The 19,846-nt window shown below is 66.0% G+C and carries 15 protein-coding genes; 8 read left to right on the forward strand and 7 right to left on the reverse strand.

What is annotated here, in order from left to right; all coding sequences use genetic code 11:
• The first annotated feature begins 71 nt into the window (after positions 1–71).
• A complete protein-coding gene (locus QRN52_RS06865; protein ID WP_284752000.1) occupies positions 72–1,370 on the forward strand; it encodes an RNA polymerase sigma factor in 1,299 nt (432 codons plus the stop codon).
• A 77-nt stretch (positions 1,371–1,447) separates the two neighbouring features.
• Here QRN52_RS06865 and QRN52_RS06870 read toward each other — a convergent pair whose 3' ends face one another.
• The gene (locus QRN52_RS06870) at positions 1,448–2,860 is read right to left on the reverse strand and encodes an aminotransferase-like domain-containing protein (protein ID WP_284752001.1); all 1,413 of its coding nucleotides are present in this window, start codon (positions 2,858–2,860) and stop codon (positions 1,448–1,450) included.
• Here QRN52_RS06870 and QRN52_RS06875 point away from each other — a divergent pair.
• On the forward strand, positions 2,859–3,800 hold the full coding sequence (locus tag QRN52_RS06875; protein WP_284752002.1) for a DMT family transporter: 942 nt from the start codon (positions 2,859–2,861) through the stop codon (positions 3,798–3,800). The two genes, QRN52_RS06870 and QRN52_RS06875, sit on opposite strands and share 2 nt — an antisense overlap.
• A 67-nt stretch (positions 3,801–3,867) precedes the next feature.
• On the forward strand, positions 3,868–4,518 hold the full coding sequence (locus QRN52_RS06880; protein ID WP_284752003.1) for an FMN-binding negative transcriptional regulator: 651 nt from the start codon (positions 3,868–3,870) through the stop codon (positions 4,516–4,518).
• 139 nt (positions 4,519–4,657) lie between these two features.
• Here QRN52_RS06880 and QRN52_RS06885 read toward each other — a convergent pair whose 3' ends face one another.
• A complete protein-coding gene (locus QRN52_RS06885; protein WP_284752004.1) occupies positions 4,658–4,879 on the reverse strand; it encodes a DUF7455 domain-containing protein in 222 nt (73 codons plus the stop codon).
• A 222-nt stretch (positions 4,880–5,101) separates the two neighbouring features.
• Between QRN52_RS06885 and QRN52_RS06890 the strand changes: the two genes are divergently transcribed.
• Positions 5,102–7,210, forward strand: a complete 2,109-nt coding sequence (locus tag QRN52_RS06890; RefSeq protein WP_284752005.1) for a DNA gyrase/topoisomerase IV subunit B — start codon at positions 5,102–5,104, stop codon at positions 7,208–7,210.
• A gap of 54 nt (positions 7,211–7,264) precedes the next feature.
• Here the strand turns inward: QRN52_RS06890 and QRN52_RS06895 are convergent, their stop codons facing one another.
• Together QRN52_RS06895 and QRN52_RS06900 are read right to left on the reverse strand one after the other, a co-directional pair.
• Positions 7,265–8,257, reverse strand: a complete 993-nt coding sequence (locus QRN52_RS06895) for a M56 family metallopeptidase (protein WP_284752006.1) — start codon at positions 8,255–8,257, stop codon at positions 7,265–7,267.
• A gap of 6 nt (positions 8,258–8,263) precedes the next feature.
• On the reverse strand, positions 8,264–8,650 hold the full coding sequence (locus tag QRN52_RS06900; protein WP_078105520.1) for a BlaI/MecI/CopY family transcriptional regulator: 387 nt from the start codon (positions 8,648–8,650) through the stop codon (positions 8,264–8,266).
• A 272-nt stretch (positions 8,651–8,922) separates the two neighbouring features.
• Here QRN52_RS06900 and QRN52_RS06905 point away from each other — a divergent pair, with 272 nt between their 5' ends.
• From QRN52_RS06905 to cydD, 3 genes are read left to right on the forward strand one after another with little or no spacing between them, the layout of a single operon-like run.
• Complete coding sequence (locus tag QRN52_RS06905; RefSeq protein WP_284752007.1) at positions 8,923–10,527, forward strand: cytochrome ubiquinol oxidase subunit I; 1,605 nt, start codon at positions 8,923–8,925, stop codon at positions 10,525–10,527.
• A 20-nt stretch (positions 10,528–10,547) separates the two neighbouring features.
• Positions 10,548–11,645: a cytochrome d ubiquinol oxidase subunit II gene (gene cydB, locus QRN52_RS06910; RefSeq protein ID WP_284752008.1), complete on the forward strand. Its 1,098-nt coding sequence runs from the start codon at positions 10,548–10,550 to the stop codon at positions 11,643–11,645.
• A gap of 3 nt (positions 11,646–11,648) precedes the next feature.
• Complete coding sequence (cydD, locus tag QRN52_RS06915) at positions 11,649–15,122, forward strand: thiol reductant ABC exporter subunit CydD (RefSeq protein WP_284752009.1); 3,474 nt, start codon at positions 11,649–11,651, stop codon at positions 15,120–15,122.
• A gap of 7 nt (positions 15,123–15,129) precedes the next feature.
• On the opposite strand, the gene QRN52_RS06920 is transcribed toward cydD, so the two are convergent.
• Positions 15,130–16,215, reverse strand: coding sequence for an NAD(P)H-dependent flavin oxidoreductase (locus QRN52_RS06920; RefSeq protein ID WP_284752010.1), 1,086 nt, complete (start codon positions 16,213–16,215; stop codon positions 15,130–15,132).
• Between the two features lie 8 nt (positions 16,216–16,223).
• On the reverse strand, positions 16,224–16,742 hold the full coding sequence (locus QRN52_RS06925) for a DinB family protein (RefSeq protein WP_284752011.1): 519 nt from the start codon (positions 16,740–16,742) through the stop codon (positions 16,224–16,226).
• 124 nt (positions 16,743–16,866) lie between these two features.
• On the opposite strand from QRN52_RS06925, the gene QRN52_RS06930 reads away from it, so the two are divergent.
• Complete coding sequence (locus tag QRN52_RS06930) at positions 16,867–17,247, forward strand: VOC family protein (RefSeq protein WP_284752012.1); 381 nt, start codon at positions 16,867–16,869, stop codon at positions 17,245–17,247.
• A 57-nt stretch (positions 17,248–17,304) separates the two neighbouring features.
• Here QRN52_RS06930 and QRN52_RS06935 read toward each other — a convergent pair whose 3' ends face one another.
• Entirely contained in the window at positions 17,305–19,842 is a 2,538-nt protein-coding gene (locus QRN52_RS06935) for a DNA gyrase/topoisomerase IV subunit A (protein ID WP_284752013.1), read from the reverse strand.
• Positions 19,843–19,846: the final 4 nt, after the last annotated feature.

A 19,846-nucleotide genomic window follows, 5' to 3' on the forward strand; every position in this document is an offset into this window, starting at 1 on the left:
GCGGACTTGACAGGGTCATAGTGGTGTTGCCCCCATGGTGATTCCACAGACCGCCGCTAGAAAGGTTTTCTGTGACCCCGTCTTCCGCCGAGAAGGAACCCGCCGCCCTGGCCGAACTGTCCGCCGAAGAAAAGAAGGCGGCTCCAGCTGCGAAGCGTGCGGCAACGCGTGCTGCCAACACTTCGACTGCAGGTGCAGAGAAGCCGGCACCCAAGAAGCGCGGGCCCAAGCCCGGCGCCAAGGCCGCTGCCGAAGCAGCCAACAAGTCCGCCGGCGCCGACGAGGACTCCGAAGAAGAAGTCGAGGATTTTGACGCCGTCGTTCCCGACGAAGCAGAGCTCACTGAGGAAGTCGAAGAAGGCGAAGAGGGCAAGAAGCCGGCCGCGACCGGTTCCGGCTTTGTCTACTCGGATGCCGACGACGACGACGCGCCTGTCCAGCAGGTCATGTCTGCAGGCGCCACGGCCGACCCCGTCAAGGACTATCTGAAGCAGATCGGCAAGGTTGCCCTGCTGAATGCGGAGCAGGAAGTCGACCTTGCGCTCCGCATTGAAGCCGGCCTCTTCGCCGAAGAGAAGATCAACGCCGATGACGGCTCCATGGACCCGAAGCTCAAGCGTGAGCTCGAGTTCATCATCCACGACGGCAAGAGGGCCAAGAACCACCTCCTCGAAGCCAACCTGCGCCTCGTGGTCTCCCTGGCCAAGCGCTACACCGGCCGCGGCATGCTGTTCCTGGACCTCATCCAGGAAGGCAACCTGGGCCTGATCCGTGCAGTGGAGAAGTTCGACTACACCAAGGGCTTCAAGTTCTCCACCTACGCCACATGGTGGATCCGCCAGGCGATCACCCGCGCCATGGCTGACCAGGCCCGTACCATCCGCATCCCCGTGCACATGGTTGAAGTCATCAACAAGCTGGCACGCGTTCAGCGCCAGATGCTGCAGGACCTTGGACGTGAACCTACGCCTGAGGAATTGGCCCTCGAACTGGACATGACTCCCGAGAAGGTCGTTGAAGTCCAGAAGTACGGCCGCGAGCCCATCTCGCTGCACACCCCGCTTGGCGAAGACGGCGATTCCGAATTCGGCGACCTCATCGAGGACTCCGAAGCCGTTGTACCGGCAGACGCCGTGAGCTTCACGCTCCTCCAGGAGCAGTTGCACTCGGTGCTCGATACCCTGTCCGAGCGCGAAGCAGGCGTCGTCGCGATGCGATTCGGCCTTACCGACGGCCAGCCGAAGACTTTAGACGAAATCGGCAAGGTCTATGGAGTCACCCGCGAACGCATCCGTCAGATCGAATCGAAGACGATGTCCAAGCTGCGCCACCCCTCGCGGTCGCAGGTCCTGCGCGACTACCTTGACTAAAGCAAGGGACGTGCCTTAACCGGCACAGCCCGTCAAAAAAGTGGACCTCCGGAATTCCCGGGGTCCACTTTTTGCATCTAAGGGCTGTTCCGTTCGAGCGCTTGGCCGAGGATGCGGGCACCTTCCGGGAAGGCGGAGGGGTTGGGTCCTGCGTAGTTGAGACGGATGAACGGGCCCGCCGATTCGGCCGGGAACCATTCGGTACCGACCGCGATCATCACCCCGGCGCTCTCGCAATCACGGGTCAGCTTTTCGAGGTCCGTGCCGTCGGGCAGGCGTGCCCAGAGGTTCAGCCCTCCCTTGGGGATGAGGCTGAGGTGCGCCTGCGGCACGTGCTCGCGCAGGCTCGTGACAAGGAGGTCGCGGCGTGACTGGAGCTGATGGCGGAGGCTGCGCAGATGCGTCTGCCAGGCCGGCTGTGTGACGACATCGAGTGCCGCGGCCTGCAGCAATCCGCTGACATACATCGACTCGGCCGCGCGGTCCGCAAGGATGCGTTCGCGGGCGGGGCCGCGCGCGATGACGGCGGCAACGCGGATGGCGGGTGAAACACTTTTCGTGAGGGAACGTAGATAGACCACGTGGCCGGAGTCGTCACGTGCGGCGATGGGAACGGGCGTCGACGTGATGCCGAAGTCGTGGGCCCAGTCGTCCTCGACGAGGAACGCGCCGTACTCCCGGACGACGTCCAGGACTTCCTCACCCCGACGGGTGGACCATTGCGCTCCGGTGGGATTGGCATAGTTCGGCTGGGCGTAGAACAACCGTGCGCCCGTCTCCTCAAAGGCCCTGGCCAATTCTTCCGGGTCCGGCCCATCGGCTCCGCTGGGCACCGGGACGATGCGGACTCCGGCTTGCGTCGCGGCCAGGATGGCTCCCCAGTAGCTCGGGGATTCCATCAGGAGGGGCTGCCCATGGCCGACCAACGCGGTGAAGATGGAGCTGAGGCCGCCTTGGCTACCCGGCAGCACGATGACGTCGCTCGGTGTCGGCGGGGTGAGCCCTGCCGGCGTCGCGGTGCCGAGTTCGTGCGCGAACCAGGACTGCAACTCGGGAAGCCCTGCAGCGGGTGGCCGGGACAAAGCAGCATCGCCCCGGGCCGCCCGGGCGAGAGCGGCCCGCACAAGCCGCTCCGGCAGGAGTTCGCGGTCAGGGTATCCGGAGTGGAAGGCGATGGTGTCATTTGAGGTGTTGCGCATCGTGCTAGAGGCCGAGCGGGGAGGCGCCTGCGGTGCTCGGAGCGCCGCAGTCTGCCAGCCGTAGTCCGAGGGGCGGGCCGTCCGGACGGCTCGTACGAAGGTCCCGACGCCGGGCCGGCTCTCGATCAAGCCCTGCGAAGTGAGCGCTTGCAAGGCTTTCTGCACCGTCACGGGACTGGCCTGGTACTCGGCAACGAGAGACCGTGTGGACGGCAATCGGGATCCCGGCGCGGCCCGGGCGATCCATTCACGCAGTCGCGCCGCAATCCTGGAACTGCTATCGTTGTTCATGAGATACAATAGTAGCGCTACTACGCTTATTCGCCCAGTGATACCGTCCAGCTCCGCCACGGGCCTTTGGTGGGGCCTCCTGGGAGTAGCGGCGTTCTCGTTCACCGTTCCCTTCACTCGTGTGGCGGTTGGTGGCTTGTCGCCCCTGTTCATCGGCTCCGGCCGTGCCGTCGTCGCGGCGATACTCGCTGCATTCGCCCTCTCGCTCACCAGGCAGCGCCTTCCGCGAGGCAAGCAATGGGCGCGGCTCGCGGTGGTCGCCGCCGGTATTGTTATCGGCTTTCCGTTGCTCACGTCGTTCGCGCTGACGACGGCGCCGGCCAGTCATGGTGCCGTCGTCATCGCCCTGCTGCCGGCAGCAACGGCAACCGCCGCAGTGATTCGCGGGCGTGAGCATCCGCCTGTCGCTTTCTGGCTGGTCACAGCCGTAGGGGCCGTTGCGGCCATTGCATTCGCATTTGCCCAGTCCGGTGGGTTCGGGCAACTCAACTGGGCGGATGTGCTGCTCCTCGGTGCTGTCATTGCCGCGGCGATCGGTTACGCGGAGGGTGGCCTGCTCGCCCGCGAACTAGGTGCATGGCAGACCGTATCTTGGGCGCTTGTCCTGGCGTTGCCGTTGATGGCCGGCCTGACAGCGCTCTCCATGGCCCAGCAGCCGCCGTCAGCCTCGCCGGTCCAGTGGGCTGCTTTTGCATACCTCGGAGTCGTCAGCATGTTCTTCGGCTTCTTCGCCTGGTACCGGGGCCTCGCCATTGGACCCATGGCCAAGGTCAGCCAGGTACAACTCATCCAGCCCGTGCTGAGCATTCTTTGGGCAGGGCTGCTGCTCGGCGAATCCCTGGGCTGGGCCACGATTATCGGTGGGCTGGCTGTCATCGTCTGCGCCGGCGTCGCTGTCCGGGTCCGGCTCAATCCGCAGCCCGCGGAACAAAGCCGCTGAAGCCCAACAGAACCCCAAAACCGCACGTCACATAACCGCACGTCACAAAATAGGAAGAATAGAACCCATGTACATCCCAGCGCATTTCGCGGCCGGTCCTGACGTGATCCACGACCTCCTGACGCGGCCAAGTGCGGCGAATCTGGTCACCATGTCGCCGCAGGGCCTGCTTGCCACGTTCCTGCCGCTCATCTACGATCCCGCGATCGGTGAACACGGTGCACTCCACGGACATCTCGCCCGGACCAACCCGCAATGGTCCGAGCCGGCGATCGGGGAATCGCTCGTGATCATCCAGGGTGCGGACGCCTACATCTCGCCCTCTTGGTACGCATCGAAGGAAGAACATGGACGCGTCGTCCCGACCTGGAATTACTCCACGGCGCACGTCTACGGCAAGCTTGCCGTCCACGATGATGCGGCGTGGCTCGGGAACCATGTCAGGCGCCTGACCGAGCTCAACGAAGCCCGTTCCGAGCGGCCGTGGTCCGCGGACGACGCGCCGGAGCGCTACGTCTCCGGCCAGTTGCGTGCCATCGTCGGCATAGAACTGGTGATCACCCGCATCGAAGCGAAAGCCAAACTGAGCCAGAACCGGCCGGACGCGGACATCGACGGGGTCGTGGCAGGGCTCGACGCCCAAGGCCACAAGGAGATCGCAGCCGACGTTGCCCGCGCCCGGCAGGTAAGACCGCGCCGGGACGCCGGCCGCGTCTAGGCAACGCCCTCCGCCTAGGCAATTCCCTCGCCTAGGCGGGGGAGCTCCCCCTTAACGCAACGGCCCCCTCCGTCCGGAGGGGGCCGTTGTCTCTATGAAGTTTTGTCAGCCGGGTGGCCGTTGGGGCCAGCCATTTAGGCTAGTCAGCCAGGACGGGTTCCTTCTCCTGAAGGCGACTCGTCTCGTCGTGCCAGTCCGAGGTCATCGGCCGCAGCGTGGCCTCTACTGCACGTGCGTGGTGGCCGCAGAACAGCAGCTCACCGCCGGAGGACTCGAGTACAACGCGGACATATGCCTGGGCCCCGCAACGGTCGCACCGGTCGAGTGCATTGAGTGTGCGGTCTGCAACTGCTGTTGTCATGTTCGGCCTCCTTAGTAGTTCTGTGTATCCATATAACCAGCATTCGAAGCAAAACCATGGCAAGGATGGGTCACGTTCGCTGTCCGCGTATCACATGTGCGTAACACCGGGAAGTGGCGTCCAGCACGATTGGGAGTGGCAGCTCTCGTCCGGGCTCCGGGGCAGCTAGCCTAGGAGGAGTGTTTTTTGCCTCTGTTACACCCCCGAAGGAGCGCCCCGCCCGTGGCACCGAGTTCTGAATACAACGCCCGGCACCTTTCAGTTTTGGAAGGCCTGGAGGCCGTCCGCAAGCGTCCGGGCATGTACATCGGTTCCACCGACTCACGCGGCCTCATGCACTGCTTGTGGGAGATCATCGACAACTCCGTGGACGAAGCGCTGGCGGGCTTCGGGCACGACATCCAGATCATCCTCCACGCGGACAATTCAGTGGAAATCCACGACGACGGCCGCGGCATCCCCGTGGACCTGGAACCCAAGACCGGGCTCACCGGCGTCGAAGTTGTCTTCACGAAACTTCACGCGGGCGGAAAGTTCGGTGGCGGTTCCTACACGGCGTCCGGCGGTCTGCACGGCGTTGGCGCGTCCGTGGTGAACGCGCTCTCGGCCCGTCTGGACGTGCAGGTGGACCGCGGCGGAAAGACATACCAGATGTCTTTCCGCCGGGGCGAGCCCGGACGATTCAAGGACATCGGCTCGAAGCCCAGCCCGACGTCCGTCTTCGAACCGTTCGTCGAGAACTCGGTGCTCGACGTCGTGGGCAAGGCCAAGCGGGGCGTCACCGGCACCCGCATCCGCTACTGGGCGGACCGGCAGATCTTCACCCCGGATGCGAAGTTTGCCTACGAGGATCTGGCGGCGCGCGCCCGCCAAACGTCTTTCCTTGTTCCGGGACTCAAGCTCACGGTCCGTGACGAGCGCCGGCTCCCCGGCACGCCCGGCGAGAGCGGCCCGCACCAAGAGGTCTTCCACCACGACGGCGGCATTTCCGAATTCGTCGACTTCCTCGCCGCGGATTCGGGCGTCACGGATATTTGGCGGCTCCATGGCGCGGGCAAGTTCAAGGAAACAGTTCCGGTCCTTGACGAAAACGGGCACAGCAAGATCGCCGAAGTGGAGCGCGACTGTGAAGTGGACATCGCGCTCCGCTGGGGGATCGGCTACGAAACCACCATGCGTAGCTTCGTCAACATCATCGCCACGCCCAAGGGCGGCACGCACCAGGCAGGCTTCGAACAGGCCCTCCTGAAGACCTTCCGCAAGGCAGTCGAAACGAACGCACGCAAGCTCAAAGCGGGCAACGACAAGATTGAGAAGGACGACGTCCTCGCCGGCCTCACGGCAGTCCTGACGGTCCGCTTGGCGGAGCCGCAATTCGAGGGCCAGACCAAGGAAATCCTGGGCACTTCGGCCGTCAGGGCGATCGTTGCCAAGGTGGTCGAGGATGAGATCACCGCGCGCCTGAACTCGGCGAACCGCAACGACAAAGCCCAGTCCGCCCTGCTGCTCGAGAAAATCGTCAGCGAGATGAAGTCCCGCATCTCGGCACGCGTCCACAAGGAGACGCAGCGCCGGAAGAATGCGCTGGAAACCTCGTCGATGCCCACCAAGCTGGCAGATTGCCGCACGGACGACGTCGGGCGCTCCGAGTTGTTCATCGTGGAAGGTGACTCTGCCCTCGGCACCGCCAAGCTGGCGCGGTCCTCGGACTTCCAAGCTCTGTTGCCGATCCGTGGCAAGATCCTGAACGTGCAGAAAGCCTCGGTGGGTGACATGCTCTCCAACGCGGAGTGCGCAGCGCTCATCCAGGTGGTGGGTGCCGGTTCGGGCCGGAGCTTCGACATCGATGCCGCCCGGTACGGCAAGGTGATCCTGATGACCGATGCAGACGTCGACGGCGCCCACATCCGTACGCTGCTGCTCACCTTGTTCTTCCGGTACATGCGTCCCATGATCGACGAGGGCCGGGTATACGCGGCAGTGCCGCCGCTGCACCGGGTGGAAGTCATCAACGCGGGCCAGAAGGCCAACGAGATGATCTACACCTACTCGGAAGCCGAACTGCACGTTCTGCTGGCCAGGCTCGCCAAGGAAGGCAAGCGCTACAAGGAGCCGATCCAGCGCTACAAGGGCCTCGGTGAAATGGATGCCGAGCAGCTCGCCGAGACCACCATGGACCCGCGCCACCGCACCCTCCGCAAGGTGGGCATCGAGAACGCCAAGATGGCCGAGGACACCTTCGACCTGCTGATGGGATCGGACGTCGCCCCGCGCAAGGACTTCATTATCGCCGGCGCTGCGGACCTGGACCGGGAACGCATCGACGCCTGATCCAGCTGGCCTGCGTTCAGCAGGCTCACCGAGCCCTTCAGGCCTGCCGGGCGTTCAGCCGAGCAAGCCCGGCACAATCAGCAGGCCTGTCGGCACGGCGAGCAACATGGCCGACGCCGCAAGGACCAGGGCGCGCTGGGCTGCCGGAAGCGGCGGCTTGGGTGAGAGCAGCCGGCTGACGCGCGACGCCGTCGTGCGGGGTGAATCGGCACCGCCCGTGCCGCTCAAGGTGCTGTCTTCGGGGGAAGCGTCCTGACCGCTTGTTCGGGGAGGCGCGAATTGCTCCACGGGACGGGCGGAACCGCTGGCCACGATCGCGATCGCTTTGATGAGTGTCCCCTTGCTCTCGGTGCGCAGGGCCACGTCATCGGCGAGCATTTCGATCAAGGAGTTGACCGCGACCTGGGCGAGGCGCGTGGTGGGGAACCAAGGCAGTGCCTGGCGCCACGCCGCGAAGGCCCACAAGAGAAGGTCGTGGCGTTGCGAGAGGTGGGCATTCTCGTGGATGAGGACGGCCCGGAGTTCGGCAGGCTCCAGGGCAGCCATCAGGCCGTCGGACAAGACGGTCACGGACCTTGCGCCGCCGGGCAGGCAATAGGCAACGGGGGAGTCGTGGTTGATGACCACGGTGCCGGTGCCGTCGTCGGACGGTGAGGCCAGAAGCGCGAGGAGTTCGCGGTGCCTCCGGCGCTGCCGTTCGATCTTGACGTAGGTGAGCAGCAGGGTGAAGACGAGATGGGCGCTCAGCAGTGCCGCGGCGGACAAAGCGAACAAGTGCCAGAAGCCCAGTGCCGTGGTGGGCTCGTTGTGAAGCACCATGCCGGCCAGGGAACGCAGGCCCGCAATGAGGTTGTCGCCGATAGGCTCAAGCCCGTAGACGAGCATGGCCCCGATCATGGACAGGCCACCGGCGAGTGCGATGGCTTGCCAGAGGACCATGGCCATGAAAGGCGCGCGCGACGGCCATTCGGCGCGCGACAAGAGGACAGGAACCGGCCAAGCCAGCACCAAAGCAAGGACCGCCAGAAAATATGAGGTCCAGAACATGGGTGGTTAGTTTTTGCCGAGCAGCTTGCGCAGCGTGGCAGCTTCACTCTCGCTCACGGAACCGATGAACCGGGCCAGCACGGCCTCGCGGTCCGGGGCGGAGCCGAGGGCCTCGTGCATGAGGTCCGCTGTGTGGTCCGCGCGGCTCGAAACAGCCTGGTAGCGGTGCGGGCGGGTGCCGCGTTCGCGCTCCACGAGGCCCTTCTTCTCAAGACGGGACAAGACCGTCAGCACTGTGGTGACTGCGAGGTCCTTGCCTTGGTGTCCTGCAATGCCATCCGTGGCGGCAGAATCCTGCGCCAGCAGATCACGAAGTTTGTTGGCTGTCGCAGCCTCCTGGCCCGCCCAAAGGAGATCCATGACCGCCCGTTCCAGTTCGCCAAGACTTGCCATCAATGCATCCCTACTTTCCGCACTTGCCGCCCGTCGTATGGGCCGGGGGAAGTGCGATGATCCAACATTCCACCCTCAATCTACCGCTTTTTAGGCGACGATTCTACGTGAGGTAGAACATGCGGCGCGTCGTGTCCTTGCGGCACTGTGACGCCACTGGAAGAGTGGTGAGCACATCGCAAGGGAGTGTTCTACACTGTGTAGAAGTAGTTGTTTCTACGCAACGTAGAAAATGGACGCCGCAAGCGGGCGGCGGGACAATAAGGACAGCCATGGACGCCTTGGAAATCGCACGCTGGCAATTCGGAATCACCACGGTCTACCACTTCATGATGGTGCCGTTGACCATCGGGCTGGGGCTTGTCGTGGCAGTCATCCAGACTCTTTGGTATCGCACGGGCAAGGTTGAATACCTGCGGATGACCAAGTTCTGGGGCAAGCTCTTCCTCATCAACTTCATCATGGGCGTGGCCACGGGCATCGTGCAGGAATTCCAATTCGGCATGGCCTGGAGCGAATACAGCCGATTCGTCGGTGACGTGTTCGGTGCGCCCCTGGCCCTGGAGGCGCTGCTGGCCTTCTTCGTGGAATCGACCTTCCTGGGACTCTGGATCTTCGGCTGGAAGCAACTCAAGCGTGGCGTCCACCTCGCGTGCCTCTGGATCGCCGTGATCGGCTCGGTCTTCTCGGCGTACTTCATCATCGTGGCCAACTCCTGGATGCAGCACCCCGTCGGCGTCACGATGGTCAACGGGCGTCCCGTCATGACCGACGCCTGGGCAGTCTTCACCAACAACACCGCCATGGTGGCCGTACCCCACACGCTCTTCGGCGCGCTGGCGGTTGCCGGTGCGTTCCTTCTGGGCATCGCCTGGTACCACCTCTGGCGCCGCCGGCACGACGGTATCGACACCGTCGGAGCGGATGGCCGGGCCGTCGCGGGCGAAGCCGACATTCCCGGACGCGACAAGGCCGACTACAAGGTGTGGATCACCTCCCTGCGGATCGGCGCCGTCGTCGCCATGATCTCCTTCGCCGGAACCGCCATCACCGGCGATCTGCAAGGCAAACTGATGTTCGAACAACAGCCCATGAAGATGGCCGCGGCCGAGGCCGCCTGCCACGACGGAACCGGCTTCTCCGTGCTGAGCATCGGCAACCTCGGGTCCAAGAACTGCAACGACATCGTGGCCGTGATCGAGGTCCCCGGCATCCTTTCTTTCCTGGCCAAGGGCGATTTCACCACGGAAGTGAAGGGCGTCAACAGCCTCCTGGACGAATACAAGGCCAAGTACGGCACCCACCTGCCGGACAATCCCCTCTACGGCGATCGGGCAGGCCAGGACATCCAGTACGTACCGGTCATGGAAGTCACCTACTGGGGCTTCCGGATGATGATCGGCTTCGGCGGGATCGCTGCCCTTGCCGCTTTGCTCGCCCTATGGGTCACGCGCAAGGGCATGGTCCCGCAATCCCGCTGGATCATGCGCCTGGCGGTGTTCGGTATCCTGGCTCCCTTCGGCGCCAACGCCGCCGGCTGGATCTTCACCGAAATGGGCCGGCAGCCGTTCGTCGTCGCGCCCAATCCGGACGCCAGCGGAGTCGACCAAGTGTTCATGTTCACGGCCGCCGCCGTCTCACCAGGCGTCTCCCCCGCCGAGCTCATCACCTCGCTGGTGGTGTTGGCCTCCATCTACGCGGTCCTGCTGGTGGTGGAAGTCCGGCTACTGGTCAAATACGCCCGCGGAGGCGTGGTGTCCGCGATGCCGGAGCTCGCCGAAGCGCATGACAAGAAAAAGAAGGACGACGACGGCGGGACCCCGGGTGCACCGGGCCAGCCCGGCGACAGCGACGACGTCCTGGCATTCGCCTACTAGGAAGCAGAGGGATCTTTCGAATGGAACTGTTGCCTACCGTCTGGTTCGTGGCTATCGCCGTGCTGTGGACGGGTTACCTCTTCCTGGAGGGCTTCGACCTCGGAGTCGGAATGCTCATGAAGCTCTTCGCCCGGAACAACACTGACCGCCGGGTGCTGCTGAACACGATCGGCCCGGTGTGGGACGGGAACGAAGTGTGGCTGCTGACCGCGGCCGGTGCCACCTTCGCGGCCTTCCCGCTGTGGTACGCCTCGCTGTTTTCGGCGCTCTACCTGCCGCTGCTGATTGTCCTGGTGGCCCTGATCCTCCGGGCGGTGGCTTTCGAGTACAGGGGCAAAGTGGACACCGCGCGCTGGCGGACCGTCTGGGACTGGGCCATCGCCTTGGGCTCGTTCACGGCTGCGTTCGGCATCGGCGCCGCGCTGGCGTTGACCACTACCGGGCTGCCGATCGACTCGAACGGCGACCGCCAGGGCGGCCCCTTTGCCTGGTTCAGCGGATATGCCGTGCTGGGCGGTATCGCCGTCGTCGCGTTCGCCCTGGTGCACGCACTGGCGTTCCTGGCCCTGAAGACCGACGGCGAAGTGCGCCACCGTGCGCGCCGCTGGTTTGTGCGACTCGCCCCGTTGGCCCTCCTGCCGCTGCTGGCATGGATGGTGGCCGTGCAGCTGCTCAGCGGCAAGCCGTTGACGTGGATCCTGGTGGTCCTCGGAGTCGTGGCGGCGGCAGGGGCATGGGTCCTCGCCCGAAAGGGTGCTGAGGGCAAGGCGTTCGGAGCCCTGGGTGCGTTCCTGGTGTGCGCCACTGCTTCCATCTTCGGCGCGGCGTTCCCCGTGGTCATCCCGTCCACTTTGAACCCTGCCTTCAACCTCACCATTTCCAACGCCTCGTCCTCCGCCTACACCCTGGGGCTGATGAGCATCGTGGCCGCCGTCGGCTTGCCCCTCGTCATCGCCTACCAGGCCTGGACCTACTGGGTGTTCCGCCGCCGCGTAAGTGCCGCACATATTCCCGCAGCACATGGTTTCCTCCCGGCCATCGCGGCCAAGGTCCTGGTGGGCCATGCGGCGTCGGGCGGACCAGCTGCCAAACACGCACCCCACGACGCCGGCGAGTAACGGATGAAGCCCCAGCTGCCCGCAGGACCCGCCACCCGATCCGCCTTGTACTTCCTTGGCCTGCTGTCCGCACTCAAGGCTTTGTCCCTGGTCCTGATTGCGCAGGCCATCGCGGGGATGCTGTCCGGACTTGCGGCGGGCGGCATGGGGTGGCGCGAAGGACTCCTGTGGGGTGCCGCCGGAGCGGTCCTGCGCTCCCTGACGGTCTGGGGCCAGGGAGTCGCGGCGCGCCGCGCGGCCCTCGGGGTCAAGGAAGAGCTGAGGTCCAGGCTGCTGGGACGCGCCCTTGGCCCCGGTGCTGCGGGACGAGTCGGCGAAGTGAACGACGGCGGGCTCGCTGTGCTTGCCACCCGCGGACTTGACGCATTGGACAACTATTACACCCAGTTCCTGCCCGCCTTGGTCAATTGCGCCGCTCTGCCTTTGCTCCTCGGCGCGCGGATCCTCATTGCGGACTGGGTCAGTGCCGTGATCGTGGTGCTGACCTTGCCACTGGTCCCGCTGTTCATGGTCCTGATCGGCCGCCATACCGAGGACAGGGTCCACGAAGCCCAATCCTCGCTGCGGAAGCTCTCGGGGCACATCCTGGAGTTGGCCAAGGGACTTCCCGTGCTGGTGGGGCTGGGCCGCGCGGGAGAACAGCGCGCAGCCCTTGAGGACCTCTCCGAGGAATACCGCTCGCGCACCATGGGAACCCTGCGGACTGCCTTCTTGTCCGCCCTCGCCCTTGAGCTGATAGCCACCATCTCCGTAGCCGTCGTGGCCGTCTTCATCGGCGTGCGACTTGTGGCGGGCGACATGGGCCTGGAAGCAGGCCTGCTGGCCCTCATCCTCGCCCCCGATTGCTATCTTCCCCTGCGCGAGCTGGGCACGTCCCACCACGCCAGCGACGACGGGCGCGAAGCGTTGGCAGCAGCCAACGCCGTGCTGGACTCGCCTGCGGGACGCCCGCTGAATGACGGGTACGACGCCGCCGCGCCAGCCAGCAACGCCGCGCCAGCCGGCAACGGCGGGCCAGCCGGCAACGGGGCGCCGGCCGGCGTCGTGGTCACCGGACTGACGGTGACGTACGCGGGAAGGGTGGCTGCCGCCGTCGGGCCCATCGACTTCAAGGCTCCGGCCGGGCAGATCACCGCGCTTGACGGCCGCAGCGGTTCGGGCAAGAGCACCATCCTGGGTGTCCTCGCCGGCACGATCGGCGACGGTCCGCTGGCAACCATCGAAGGTTCCGTCACCGGCGTGGGCGCCGGCGCGGTGGCTTGGGTTCCGCAACATCCCGTCATGGTTGCCGGCACGGTGCTGGACGAGGTGGTCCTTTACCTGAACGGCCGCAATCCCGGCCCCGGGTCCCAGATCGATGCGTCGATGGACCCCGGATCCACCGCCGATGCGGACACCGCGAGGGCCATGAGCTGCCTGGAGCAGGCCGCCGCGGAGCACCTCGCGTTCAAACATCCCGCCGAGTTGAGCCCCGGCGAAGTGCGTCGGGTGGCCGTGGCGCGCGGCTTGGCGCGCCTCGACGCGGGTGCCACGGTCCTGCTGCTCGACGAACCCACCGCACACCTGGACGTCGCGTCCGCGGACGCCATCCGTGCGGCCATCGCGCGGCTGCGGGGGGCCGCGACTGTCATCCTGGTGGCCCACGACGCCACCACCCGGAAGCTGGCGGACAACGTAGTGAAGGTCGACGGCGGGGAGATCGACCGAAGGGCGGCGCAGGAGCAAGCAGGCCCCGCAGGGCTGGAATCCGCCGCACCCGCGTCAGCTCAGCTTCCACGGGACACGAATCCCGCAACCGCACCGGCGGGGGGAATTGAACCCCCCACCGGCATCTCCACGCTCAAGGCCCTGGCGCGGATCCTGGCGCCCGTCCGCTACAAGTTCGCCGGTGCCACGCTCCTCGCGGCGCTCGCAGCCTTGTTTGCCGTGGCGTTGTCCGGGCTCTCCGGCTGGCTCATTATCCGGGCCAGCGAACAACCGCCCATCCTGTACTTGCTTGGAGCGATCGTTGGAGTCAGGTTCTTCGGCATAGGCCGGGCGGTGCTGCGGTACGCCGAACGCCTCGTCGTCCACGACACAGTCTTCGCCGCGATGACAAGGCTCCGGGGCGCGCTCTGGGCGAATCTCAGCGCGCGTGCCCTGTCCTTGCGGCGGCTCCTGCAGGGCGGCAATGTCCTCGGAGCGGTGGTGGACGACGTCGACACGCTGCGGGACGTGCTGCCGCGCGTCGTGCTTCCCCCGCTGTCCGCACTCGCCGTCGCCGTGTCGGCGATGGTCGCCTCGGCGCTGCTGGTTCCCGCCACCGTACCGGCGGTTGCCGCGACCGCCGTGGTTGGCCTGGTCCTGGCTCCTCTTCTTGCACTGGTGGCGGACCGGAACGCGGCACGCGCCGAGCAGCAACTGCGCTCACTCGTGCTGCGCGACGTTGCCCTGGCCCTCGACGCGCGCGCGGAGCTCAGCGCCAACGGCGTCGCCGGCCCGGTCCTGTCATCCCTGACCCGGAGGGACACTGCGGCCACGGCGGCCGCGCAGCGTTCCGCGTGGGCTGACGGAATCGGCCAAGGGTTGACCGTGCTTGCCTGCACCCTGGGAGCCCTGGCGGCCGGCCTTCTCGCCGCACCTTCGGTGCAAGCCGGAACTGTCGCGCCGGCCGTCCTGGCCGTCGTCGTCCTTGTTCAGCTGGCCCTCGCGGAACCCTACGGGGCGGCAGTGTCCGCCGTGCGGCAGGGTCCGGCTTTGGCCGCGGTACTGCGGCGGATCGCCCGGTCAGGGGCCTTCGATACGCCGGAAGCCGACGGCGGTGTGCTGACGTTGCCGGAGCGACCCGACGGCTCCGCGGGGATGCTGCTGGATGGCCTCGAAGCGTCCTGGCCCGGCGGCGCGCCGGTGTTCAGCGGGCTCAGCGCCGAAGCGGCCCCCGGACACTGGCTCGCGGTCACCGGCCCCTCCGGCTCGGGGAAATCCACGCTGCTCTCCGTGCTTCTTGGCTTCCTGCCGGCATCATCCGGGGGGGCCAGCGTCAGCGGGAGGGCCGCTTGGTGTCCCCAAGAGGCCCACCTCTTCGACTCCACGATTCGCGGCAATTTGCTGCTCGCCCGCCCGGCCGGCAGCAAGCCTTCCGAAGCGGACATGTACAAGGCCTTGGGCGCCGTCGGGCTTTCCGGAGTGGTATCCGGGCTCCCCGGTGGCCTCGATAGCCGCATAGGTCCCTCGGGTTCGTTCCTGAGCGGCGGCGAACGCCAACGGCTCGCCATGGCCCGCACGCTCCTCACCGGGGCAGCTGTCCTGCTCCTGGACGAGCCAACTGCCCATCTCGACGCCGAGGCCGGGCGCCTCATGATGGCGGAGCTGCGCGCCGGGCTAAAAGACGTCACAGTGGTCTTGGTGACCCACAACCCGGCCGACATCGCCGGGGGAGATTCCCGGCTGGATCTCGGCTCGCCGTCGGCGCTCCCGGAGCTGGTGCGCGGGAACTAGCCCGAAGTTACGTTTGTCCGAGCCGCCCGAGGGTGGCGTCCACCGACTCGACGATTTTGCCCACGAGTTTCCGCGCGTCGTCCTCCCGGATGAGCGGCGTGGATTGGCCGGCCCACAGCGACATCAGGTCCGGGATTCCCTGTTCGGCCGCGGCGGGCCGGAATTTGCCGGTCAGCCAGTTCTGGATCGGGAACGGGGCATGCGCGGAAGGATCGGCGAGCTCCGCGATGATCCGGTTGGGGATGCCGCGTGCCAAGCGGCCGCTGAGGGCGCGGGTCAGGACGGTGTGGGCGGCGTCGGGTCCGCGCATCGCGGCCAGGTGTGCGGGACTGATGGCTGACTGCCGCGTGGCCAGGAAGGCCGAACCGATCTGGACCGCGTCCGCGCCAAGCGCCAAGGCTGCAGCGACCCCACGGCCGTCGGAGATGCCGCCAGCGGCGATGACCGGGACCGAGACGGCATCCACCACCTGGGGTACCAGGGCCATGGTCCCCACGAGCGAGTCCTCCGGGGCGCGCAGGAAGGAAACCCGGTGTCCGCCCGCCTCCATCCCCGAGGCGACGATGGCGTCCACGCCGCCGGCATCCAAGGCCACGGCTTCGTCAACCATGGTCGCGGTACCGACCACCACGATGCCGTTCTTGTGAGCCTCCTCGATGACAGCCCCGGACGGAACACCGAACACGAAGCTCAGCACGGCTGGTCGGGCGTCGACGGCCGCTTGAATCTGTTCCTGCAGATCGGGCAGGTAGGTTTCCGGTTGCGCGGGTGGCTCCACGCCCACCAGTTCGAAATACGGCCGGAGGATGTCCACAAAGGCGGCGAACTGCCGGGCATCCGCGGTTGGCGGCTCTTCGCCCTCGATGGGGAGCCAGAGATTCAGTGCGAACGGTTTCCCGGTGGCCGTCCTGAGTTCGCGGGCCGTGGCGGCAATCCGTTCCGCATCGTATCCGTAGAGGCCGTAGGAACCCAGCCCGCCCGCCTCGCTGACCGTGGCCGATAGCTCCACCGACGACAGGCCACCGAAAGGACCGAGGACGATGGGCAGGTCAATATTGAAGAGGCGGGTTGCCCGCGTGTCTTTCCACGACATCGCGGCGCCTAGCCGTCCACGTCGTGCAGGTGATGGACGACGTCGTGCAGGAAGTACTGGGCAAACGTCAACACGGTGAACGTCGAGCCGTTGCTCCGGACCCCCGTGCGGGGCCACTCGTCTTCGTGGACAGCGGCGAAGGAGTTGGCAATTTGAGTGCCCTCGGTGGCCAGCTGCGCAGTGACTTCCGCGGGGTCCGCATTGGCGTAGTCGCCGTCGATCGCGGCCTTGTCCTGGTCCCAGTTGGCGAAGTGCGCGTCGTCCTCCCGCAGCATCAGGTTCAGGCGCTGGTCGAAGAGGCTAAAGACGTCCCGCACGTGGCAGGCATACTCCAAGGGCGACCACGTGTGCTCGTCCGGGCGCGTGGACGCGTCTTCCCGGCGCAGAACGGCCCGCCAACGCGGCAGCATGTTGAGGACTGTCCCCGGGACAGTGGACGGGGTCACAGTGGCGGCGTCGAAGCCGCATTCGGGACAGGGCGTGGACAGGACCCAGGTCCAGTCCTTGTCATCGGGAATGATCGGCATGGCAGTAGTCTAGGGCCCGGATTACCGATCCGGGCACACTGCCCGGCGAGCGGTCCATCCCAGGTCTGATCAGACCGATCAGGAGTAAAGTTTGTGCTGGGGAAGCCTGGAAAGTGAAATTGCCATGCTTAAGGATCTAAACGTCGCCGGAGTGCTCCCTGCCAGCGATATCGCCCGCGCCCGCGACTTCTACCGCGACAAGCTCGGCCTCGAACCGGACAACCCGGAGGCCACAGACAACCTGATGTACAAGTGCGCCAACGGCACCGCGTTCCTGCTCTACGAGACGCCGAACGCCGGGACCGCCAAGAACACCCAGTTGGGATTCCAGAGCACGGACCTGGACCAGGACATGGCCGACCTCAGGGAACGCGGAGTTGTCTTCGAAGAGTACGACTTCCCGGGCCTGAAAACCGAAAACGGCGTAGCCACCATGCCGAGCGGAGAACGGGGAGCCTGGTTCCTCGACACGGAAGGAAACATCCTCAGCATCTCGACGATGTAGCCCGGCATAGTCAGGCCCAAGCACAGCCGCGACGTAACAGTCAAAGCCTACTTCCGGTCAATTTTCCCCGGGGTTCCCTTCTTCCCACGCCATGCTCGCACCGATGGCATCTACAGGCTGGGAGAGGGGAACGCCGGAGCCGTCGCGGCGGCCGTGCTCCTGTGGGAGGGCCCGGGCAACGCCGGCGCTGGATGACGCCTTCGCCGGGCCGTGGCCCGCCCACCCGAGCAGGAGCGTGTCTTCACCCTTGAGGAAACGGTGGGCCCGCACGCCTCCCGTCGCCCGGCCCTTGGCCGGATACTCCTCGAACGGGGTGATCTTCGCCGTGCCCGGAGCGGTCCCCGGCAGAGCGCCGTTGCTGCCCGCGATCGTCACGACGACGGCGGCAGGGTCGTTGGCGCGCACCGCGCCGAAGTGGATGACGTCGTCGTCGTCCCCCAGCTTGATACCCGCCATGCCGCCAGCGGTGCGGCCCTGCGGCCGAACGGCGGAGGCGCTGAAACGCAGTAGCTGCGCAAGCCGGGTCACGAAGACCAGGTCGACGTCGTCGTCCTGGGCCGGCTCCACGCCCACCACAGTGTCCTTGTCCTTGAGCGCGATGACTTCCCAGTCTTCGCGGTTCAGCGGGTAGTCGGGCTGGACGCGCTTGACGACGCCCTGGACCGTGCCGATGGCCAACACGGCATCCAGCGGCACGAACGCCACGAGCGATTCGCCCTTGAGCAGGGTGATGAAGTCCTTTGCCGCGACGCCCCCGGCAAGATTGGGCAGGCCGGAAACGGGCGGCAGCGCCGGCATGTCCATGACCTGTACCCGGAGCATGCGTCCCTGCGAGGTGACCGCGCCGATCTCGCCGCGCGCGGTTGTCTTGACCACGGAGCGGTAGACATCATGCTTGCTCCGCGGCCCGGATTCGGCCAGCGGCTCCTGGTTGGAGGTCCGCGCGATCTGGCCGGAAGTGCTGAGGAGCGCCCAGCAGGGGTCGTCGGGGATCTCGAGCGGGAGCGCGGCGGCCTTGCCCTTGCCCGCCGGGACGGCTGCCGCGAGCGCTGCGGCGACGGTGGGGGAGACTGCCTCGGACTCGAGGAGAACCGTGCGCCGCGGTGTGCCGTACTTCTCAGCCACCTCGGCCAATTCCCCGGATACCAGCTCGCGCAGGAGCACGTCGGACGCGAGGATCGCCTCGAGCTCGGCGATCTCCCGGCGAAGTTCTTCCTGCTCTTTCTCGAGTTCGATGCGCGAGTATTTGGTCAGTTGGCGCAGGCGGAGTTCCAGGATGTAGTTGGCCTGGATCTCGGACAGGTCGTAGATGGACATCAGCCGTTCGCGGGCCGCCGATGCCTCGTCGGAGGAGCGGATGATCTGGATGACCTCGTCGATATCGACGATCGCGATCAACAGGCCCTCCACCAGGTGGAGGCGGTCCTTTTTCTTGCCCAAGCGGAAGGCCGTGCGACGGCGTACGACGGACAGGCGGTGGCCGACGTAGACCTGCAGGAGCTGGAGCAAGCCCAAGGTCTGCGGCTGCCCATCCACCAGGGTCACATTGTTGATGCCGAAGGAGTCTTCCATCGGGGTGAACCGGTAGAGCTGCTGCAGCACGGCGTTGGGGTTGAAGCCGTTCTTGATCTCGATCACGAGGCGCAGCCCGTGCTTGCGGTCCGTGAGGTCCATGACATCGCTGATACCTGTCAGCTTTTTGGCGTTGACGGCATCCTTGATCTTCTCGATGACCTTCTCCGGGCCCACCATGTAGGGGAGTTCGGTCACCACCAAGCCGGTGCGGCGGGCGGTCAGCTGTTCGATTTCCACCTTGGCGCGGGTCTTGAACGAACCGCGACCCGTGGCATAGGCATCACGGATTCCGTCCAGCCCCACGATCCGGCCGCCTGTGGGCAAGTCCGGGCCGGGCACGAACCGCATGACGTCTTCCAGCGTGGCGTCCGGATTGGCGATGAGGTACCGGGCGGCCGCGATGACTTCCACGAGGTTGTGGGGAGCCATGTTGGTGGCCATGCCGACTGCAATGCCCGTGGTGCCGTTGACGAGCAAATTGGGGAAGGCCGCGGGCAGGACGTCCGGCTGGGTGAGTTGGTTGTCGTAGTTGGGGACGAAGTCCACCACGTCTTCGTCGAGGTGCTCGGTCATCGTCATCGCAGCCGCGGCGAGCCGGGCTTCCGTGTAACGCGGTGCTGCCGGGCCGTCGTCGAGCGAACCGAAGTTGCCGTGCCCGTCAATCAGGGGCAAGCGCAGCGAGAAGTCCTGTGCCATGCGCACCATGGCGTCATAGATGGCCGCGTCACCGTGGGGGTGCAGCTTTCCCATGACTTCGCCCACCACTCGGGCGCTCTTGACGTGCCCGCGGTCCGGGCGCAGGCCCATGTCGCTCATCATGTACAAAATGCGCCGCTGGACGGGTTTGAGGCCGTCGCGCGCATCGGGGAGCGCGCGGGAATAGATCACCGAATACGCGTACTCCAGGAAGGAGCCCTCCATCTCGGAAGTGACGTCGATATCGATGATGTTCTCGGTGAAGTCCCCGTCGACGGCGGCCGGGGCCGCGTTCGAGCGGGAGGGACTTTGGCTTCGTGCCATGGAG

Source organism: Arthrobacter sp. efr-133-R2A-120 (assembly GCF_030209835.1).
Classification (GTDB): Bacteria; Actinomycetota; Actinomycetes; order Actinomycetales; family Micrococcaceae; genus Arthrobacter.

Excerpts from the sequence above, each read along its gene's own strand:
- QRN52_RS06875 (WP_284752002.1), top strand. The coding sequence starts at position 2,859 with ATGAGATACAATAGTAGCGCTACTACGCTTATTCGCCCAGTGATACCG.
- QRN52_RS06870 (WP_284752001.1), bottom strand. The coding sequence starts at position 2,860 with ATGAACAACGATAGCAGTTCCAGGATTGCGGCGCGACTGCGTGAATGG.
- QRN52_RS06880 (WP_284752003.1), top strand. The coding sequence starts at position 3,868 with ATGTACATCCCAGCGCATTTCGCGGCCGGTCCTGACGTGATCCACGAC.
- QRN52_RS06885 (WP_284752004.1), bottom strand. The coding sequence starts at position 4,879 with ATGACAACAGCAGTTGCAGACCGCACACTCAATGCACTCGACCGGTGC.
- QRN52_RS06895 (WP_284752006.1), bottom strand. The coding sequence starts at position 8,257 with ATGTTCTGGACCTCATATTTTCTGGCGGTCCTTGCTTTGGTGCTGGCT.
- QRN52_RS06900 (WP_078105520.1), bottom strand. The coding sequence starts at position 8,650 with ATGGCAAGTCTTGGCGAACTGGAACGGGCGGTCATGGATCTCCTTTGG.
- QRN52_RS06905 (WP_284752007.1), top strand. The coding sequence starts at position 8,923 with ATGGACGCCTTGGAAATCGCACGCTGGCAATTCGGAATCACCACGGTC.
- cydB (WP_284752008.1), top strand. The coding sequence starts at position 10,548 with ATGGAACTGTTGCCTACCGTCTGGTTCGTGGCTATCGCCGTGCTGTGG.
- cydD (WP_284752009.1), top strand. The coding sequence starts at position 11,649 with ATGAAGCCCCAGCTGCCCGCAGGACCCGCCACCCGATCCGCCTTGTAC.
- QRN52_RS06920 (WP_284752010.1), bottom strand. The coding sequence starts at position 16,215 with ATGTCGTGGAAAGACACGCGGGCAACCCGCCTCTTCAATATTGACCTG.
- QRN52_RS06925 (WP_284752011.1), bottom strand. The coding sequence starts at position 16,742 with ATGCCGATCATTCCCGATGACAAGGACTGGACCTGGGTCCTGTCCACG.
- QRN52_RS06930 (WP_284752012.1), top strand. The coding sequence starts at position 16,867 with ATGCTTAAGGATCTAAACGTCGCCGGAGTGCTCCCTGCCAGCGATATC.
- QRN52_RS06935 (WP_284752013.1), bottom strand. The coding sequence starts at position 19,842 with ATGGCACGAAGCCAAAGTCCCTCCCGCTCGAACGCGGCCCCGGCCGCC.